The organism is Ligilactobacillus hayakitensis DSM 18933 = JCM 14209, from assembly GCF_000615845.1.
Classification (GTDB): Bacteria; Bacillota; Bacilli; order Lactobacillales; family Lactobacillaceae; genus Ligilactobacillus; species Ligilactobacillus hayakitensis.
The window spans coordinates 34,277-40,888 of record NZ_BAML01000013.1 but is presented as its reverse complement, the minus strand read 5'-3'; the positions used below and the strand labels follow the sequence as shown (position 1 = coordinate 40,888).

Below are 6,612 nucleotides of genomic sequence, written 5' to 3'. Positions count from 1 at the left end.
TTTAGGTTTTAACATTGTCATAATAAACCACCTACATTTTTGTTTCTATGGTTTATTATAATTTATATTTCAATTTTTTTCTACTTTATTCTATATTTTTATTAACGGTTAATTTCCTCCATTTGTTGCAAGAATGTTGCTTCATCAATAATTTCAATGCCTAGATCTTGTGCTTTTTCTAACTTACTTCCGGCATCATGTCCCGCAATTAACAAGCTTGTTTTCTTAGAGACACTGCCTGTAACTTTAGCACCATGAGCTTCTAACCATTTTTTAGCATCCGCACGCTTAATTTGATCTAAGATACCTGTCAAAACGACCGTCAAGCCGTTAAAACGACTATCAGCATTTTCTTGTGCTTGTTGCTCAGTTGTTTGTCCCAAGAATTTCATGTTGACCCCATTTTCTTTTAATTCAGATATCAGTTCACTAACATGTTCGCTTGAAAAATAGGTTGCAACACTTTCAGCAATTGTTTGTCCTAAAGTATCGATTTGTGCGATATCTTCACTTTTAGCTTGGCTTAATTCATCGATTGTTTGGTATTTTTCTGCTAAAATTTTCGCAACTTTAGCACCAACATGTCTAATCCCTAAACCAAAGATAAGGCGTTCAAGTGAATTTTGCCGACTATCATCAATCGCTTGTAACAGATTATTAGCTGACTTTTCTTTGAATTTATCCAACGTAATTAGCTGTTCAAATTTTAATTGATATAAGCTAGCAACGTCTTTAATCAAATGCTTGTCATATAATTGTTCAATAATTCTAGGTCCTAAGCCGCGAATTTCCATCGCATTTCGTGAAGCAAAGTGAGTCAAACTTTCCTTAATTAATGCTGGACATTGAGGATTAATACAACGTAATGCAACTTCATCATCTAAATGCACTAATTTTGCTTGACATTCAGGACAATTTACCGGAATTTCATACGGTTTCGAATCACTAGGACGTTTATCAAGCACGACTTCGGAAATTTCGGGAATAATATCGCCCGCTTTATGAAGCTTAACCGTATCATTTAGACGAATCCCTTTTTCTTGTAAGTAGTCTGGATTATGCAATGAAGCACGGGAAACCGTTGTTCCAGCAAGAATTACAGGTTCCATTACAGCTGTTGGAGTTACCACCCCGGTTCTCCCAACAGTCCATTCAATATCAAGAACTTTAGTTTCTTGTTCGTCTGGGGGAAACTTATATGCAATCGCCCACTTCGGTACTTTAACCGTATTTCCAACTTGTTTTTGCACTGTAAAGGGTTCAGCTTTCAAGACAATCCCATCGATATCATATGGTAAACTTGATCTTTTTTGCGTTGCTTCTTGAATATAAGTTTCAATTTCAGCGCGGTTCGTTACCTTTCTTGAATCCGGATTAATCTTGAATCCCCATTTTTGAAGCTGTTCTAGAGCTTCAGTTTGTGTTTTGATACCAAATTTTTCTGGTTCCATCAGATAGTAAATAAACGTACTTAAATTACGACTAGCAGTAATCTTAGTATCTAACTGTCGCAATGACCCCGCTGCCGCATTTCTTGGATTAGCAAAAATTGGTTGCCCTTGTTCTTCACGTTTTTCATTTAAAGCTACAAATGATGCTTTGGGCATATAACATTCCCCGCGAACTTCAACTGTAACGGGTTCAGTTAATTGCATCGGAACGGCTTTAATCGTCTTTAAATTTTCGGTAATATCTTCACCAATAATCCCATTTCCACGCGTTGAACCTTTAATGAATTGACCATTTTCATAGGTTAACGAAATTGCTAAACCATCAATTTTCAATTCACAACTATAATCTAATGTTTGACCTACATTTTCTTCTAGCGATCTAAAAAAGCCATTAATTCAGCTTCAGAAAAAACATCCCCTAAAGATAGCATAGGAATTTCATGATTTACCTTAGTAAATCCATTTAACACCGTTCCTCCGATTCGTTGTGTGGGTGAATTTGGTATTTTTAATTCAGGATGTTTTTCTTCTAAATCAAGTAATTCTTGATACGTTTGATCATAGACATGATCTTCAACCGTTGGGTTATCCAATACATAGTATTCATTACTCCAACGATTTAATTTCTCGCGTAAGGTTCTGACTTGTTCTTGTAAATCGATTTCCGCCATAACGCTAATCCTTTCTTTAAATCTTTTCCACTGGGGCAAAGGCGGCTAAAAGTCGCTTAATACCTTGCGCTTCAAACGCAATATCTAACTCAGTTTCCTCACCTGTTCCAGAAACTTTAACGACCGTTCCAATTCCCCAAGCTTTATGCTTAACTTTGTCTCCAATATTCCAGTCTTTTTTATCGGCGCCGGTTCCGGTACTTCCATATTCAATCGTACCTGCAGGCTTACGATATTTTGGTGTTTTAGCTTTATCAAATGGATAGTTTTTCTTTGAAGTTCCACTTGCAAGACTGGCAATTGATGTGCCTTCATTTTCAATCAAGTCTTCATCAATTTCATTAATGAATCTCGAAACGGGGTTAGTTTGACGACGACCGTATAGCATCCGCGAAATAGCATTTGAAAGATATAATTCTTTTTCCGCTCGCGTAATTCCCACATAAGCTAAACGTCGTTCTTCTTCACTTTCTTCTTCATCAAGCGCTGCTCTTGAAAGTGGGAAAATGCCTTCTTCCATCCCAACTAAAAAGACAACAGGGAATTCTAATCCCTTAGCAGCGTGTAATGTCATCAAAGTCACTTCATCTGGTTCTTCTTCAACGCTATCTTGATCTGAAACTAACGCTAAATCAGCAAGGAAATCTACAAATGGATCAGACTCTTCATCTTCTGGTTCCCAATTAGCATCAAAATTTTGTGTTACAGATAAGAATTCATCCAAGTTTTCAAGGCGTCCTTGATTTTCTAAAGTCTTTTTTGCTTCTAATTCTGCACGATATCCTGATACATCTAAAAGTTTGGTTGTTGTATCAGTTAAATTATGGTTTTTACTGTATTCATGCATTTCTTCAATCATTTTAGCGAAGGCTTCAAGGCCGCTACCTGCTTTTCCTCTAATCCCTGTTAAACTTGCATCTTTAGCAGCGTCTAACATTGAAATTTGGAACATTTGTGCATGTTGTCTTAACTTTTCAAGACTGGCAGCTCCAATACCACGCTTAGGCGCGTTAACTACTCTTTCAAAACTTAATGAATCAGCTGGATTAGCAACTAAACGAAGATAAGCCAAAACATCTAAAATTTCTTTACGGTCATAGAATTTGTGAGCCCCCACTAATTTGTATGGGATATTTGATTTCATAAATGCTTCTTCAAGCGTTCTTGATTGCGCATTTGTTCGGTATAATACCGCAAAATCCCCATATTTACGTCCGCTTTGTAATTTTTCATTGATAATTTTGATGATATGATAAGCTTCATCATTACCATTGGTTGCACGATAGTAACGAATTTTTTCTCCTTGAGCGTTTTCAGTCCAAAGTTGCTTATCTTTTCTATTCAAGTTATTTTCAATCACATTATTTGCCGCTTGCAGTATTGTTTTAGTTGAACGATAATTTTGTTCAAGCTTAATCACAGTTGCATCGGGATAATCATTTTCAAAATTAAGAATGTTTTCCATGTTAGCGCCACGCCAACCGTAAATACTTTGATCAGCATCCCCAACAACACATAAATTACGGTATCTAGCAGCTAATTTATTTACTAAATCATATTGCGCTTCATTAGTATCTTGATATTCATCAACGTGAATATAATGAAATTTATTTTGATAAAAAGCCAATGTTTCTGGTGATTCATTAAATAAACGGATAGTTTGCATAATCAAATCATCAAAATCCATTGATTGATTTTCTACAAGGCGTGCTTGATATTCTGCATACACCTTACCTACAACTTCTTGGAATGGACCTTGGGCCTTGGTTTGGTAATCTTTGGGATTTAATAAATCATTTTTGGCATTTGAAATCGCACTTAAAACTGAACGCGGATCATATTGTTTTTCATCAACGTTAAATTCTTTCAAGATTTGTTTAACAAGTGTTCGTTGTTCGCTTGTACTTGCAATGGTAAATGCGCGGTTATAACCAATTTTTTCTGATTCTCTTCTTAAAATTCGAACACATAATGCGTGGAAAGTTGATACCCAAATTTCTTGAGCTCCTTCATCCATTAAGGCATCGACACGTTCTCTCATTTCACGTGCTGCTTTATTTGTAAATGTAATCGCTAAAACATTCCATGGATTAACTCCTTGTTGTTCAATCAAATAAGCAATTCGATGAGTTAACACCCGAGTCTTACCACTTCCTGCTCCTGCCATAATTAAGAGCGGACCTTCTGTTGTTTGGACCGCTTCTGCTTGTCTATCATTCATTCCTTTTAAGAATACATTTTCCACCAATTTATTCATCCTTTCCCAAAAAATGTCACTTTTAATTATATCAAAAAATCGGTTTAATCGCTTAGATTGAACAGATTTTTATGCATAAAAAAAGGACTAAAAAATTCAGTCCTCTTTTATAACTATTCTTTATCCCAAATGCCCGTTGAAGCAATTTGTTGCTTAATAGCTTCAGCGCTATCACCTTGCACTAAAATGTAGCCTTCAACTTTAGGATTCATTGATTCAGGGTATCTAAAGAAAGTATATGTCCAATTATCTTTTAAGACCCATTGCGTCATTACTGCTTCAATTCTTGGTTCATCAATCATTACCATTCCAATTGGTTGCAATAATTTAACACGTCCAACTGGCATATCAATAATTGTTCTGATATGTTGTTCAAACACTGAAACATTCGCAGCTTTTTCAAATACATAACCTGCTTGATGAATTGTTGGAACCACACTTTTAACGTATAATGATCCACTTTTATTGAGATAAAAGGAAACTTCCAATAAGCCCACATAACTTAAATTAGTAACAATATTACTTACAATACTACGTACTTCATCAATTACTTCTTTAGCTAAACCAGCTGGAACAATTGATTTTTCTAATTTACCATCGCGATAAACAGTTTCAACAATTGGGAAGAAATTCACCACTCCATCAACATTGCGGGTGATTGAAACAGATAGTTCTTTTTCATGTGGAATCCATGATTCAAGAATATATGTTCCTTGATCAATAAATTCAGCACATTTAGCAATATCCGTTTGTTTTTTGATAATTTGCTTTTTATTATTTCCAAATACTTTTTGGATTGGTTTTAAAACACATGGATAACCAATTGATCCCACTGCTTGATAAATATCGTCTAAGCTAACAATTGTTGCATATGGTGCAATATTGACATTTAAATCTTCTAACATCGCACGTTCTAAAAGACGATCTTGCACAATTTCAAGGGTATCAAATCCTTGGGGGATATTTGTAAAACGACTTAAGTAACGAATTAAATCAGATGAAATATTTTCTGATTCATAAGTTACCACATCACATCGCTCAGCAAAATCTTGAAGCTTTGTTTTATCGTTATATGTTCCAACCATTTTAACATCCGCTTCATTTAAAGTTGGACTTCCTTCATTGGTTGCATAAACTATTACTTTTAACCCTAACTTTTTGGCTGCTTGCGCAATTCCGATACCGTTAGGGCCATCTCCAATAATCCCAATCGAATTTCCCGGAAATAAAGCGTTATGTTCCATTTTTGTCACTACTTTCTTTATATTCTATCATTTTTCTCAAATATTATATTCAATACCTATCTTACCATATCTCAGTATTTCTGAGTATATTGACAAAAAAAGTTGAGTTAAAATACTCAACTTTTAATCTTATATACAAAAAAAGAACCTTTCTTACACTCGAGTAAAAAAAGTTCAAGAAATTAATATCTCTACACTATTATCTAGTGATCTACTTTGATACTCATAGTCTAAGATTACGGTCTTAGGTAGAAACTGCCAACCAATTTTGGCTTTATATAAGCTACATATAGTAGATTACCACAGATTATTTACGGCGACAAGCGCTAATAATCATATTGATCTAGATGATATGTTTTGATTAAATTAATTAATTTTTGGGCATATTGCGGATCAGTCGCATATCCTTTTTCTTGTAACGCTAATGCGGCTTCTTGATAATTTTTGGCTTGGATAACCGCAGCGTAATGGCTGGGATTCCACGTTGTCCCATTAACTAATAACTGCGTATGTGCTTGTATTGATTCATTCCAATTTTCAAATACCATAAAACGCGCACTTACAGTTATCCATTGGCCGTTGACATATTCTTTAGTGGTCATATATTCCCCGTTTTGATTAGGTCCTGCTTTAATCCCAAAAAGATTATTGTATTTACTTGATAGCTCGCTTTTTCCCCAATCAGATTCAAGGGCTGCTTGGGCAATCGTAATACTAGCAAGAACATGCGCTCTTTTTTGTTCACTCTTGGCAACGGGAACGACTTTTTTTATAAAAGCTTCTTTTTGATGATTTTGAATCCCCGTTGATGGATTTTGCGTTTGACTTCCTAAATGAATAATTTGTAACCACCCTAAACAAAGAACAATTCCCCAAAATAATAAGTGTGTAAACTTAATTTTTCTTCTTTTCTTTTTAGGTCTTGTCTTTAATTTAGTTTGCGACTCTTTTTTTGTTGCTGGTTTATATTTTTTTTGCGCCAATTAAAT

At 35.0% G+C, this 6,612-nt stretch carries 3 protein-coding genes, 1 pseudogene and 1 riboswitch; all 4 genes and pseudogenes read right to left on the bottom strand.

Going from position 1 to position 6,612, the window contains the following annotated elements:
• Positions 1 to 101 precede the first annotated feature (101 nt).
• A pseudogene (ligA, locus tag JCM14209_RS09680) lies at positions 102 to 2,122 on the bottom strand (NAD-dependent DNA ligase LigA).
• A 16-nt stretch (positions 2,123 to 2,138) separates the two neighbouring features.
• Positions 2,139 to 4,370 (bottom strand): DNA helicase PcrA, encoded by a 2,232-nt coding sequence (gene pcrA, locus JCM14209_RS05085; protein ID WP_025022483.1) that lies wholly within the window; start codon positions 4,368 to 4,370, stop codon positions 2,139 to 2,141.
• Between the two features lie 122 nt (positions 4,371 to 4,492).
• Complete coding sequence (locus JCM14209_RS05080) at positions 4,493 to 5,623, bottom strand: ATP-grasp domain-containing protein (protein ID WP_025022482.1); 1,131 nt, start codon at positions 5,621 to 5,623, stop codon at positions 4,493 to 4,495.
• 206 nt (positions 5,624 to 5,829) lie between these two features.
• Positions 5,830 to 5,925: riboswitch (purine riboswitch) on the bottom strand.
• Between the two features lie 24 nt (positions 5,926 to 5,949).
• Positions 5,950 to 6,606 carry a glycoside hydrolase family 73 protein gene (locus tag JCM14209_RS05075; RefSeq protein WP_025022481.1) on the bottom strand — a complete coding sequence of 219 codons (657 nt, stop codon included), beginning with the start codon at positions 6,604 to 6,606 and terminating at the stop codon, positions 5,950 to 5,952.
• Between the last annotated feature and the right edge of the window lie 6 nt (positions 6,607 to 6,612).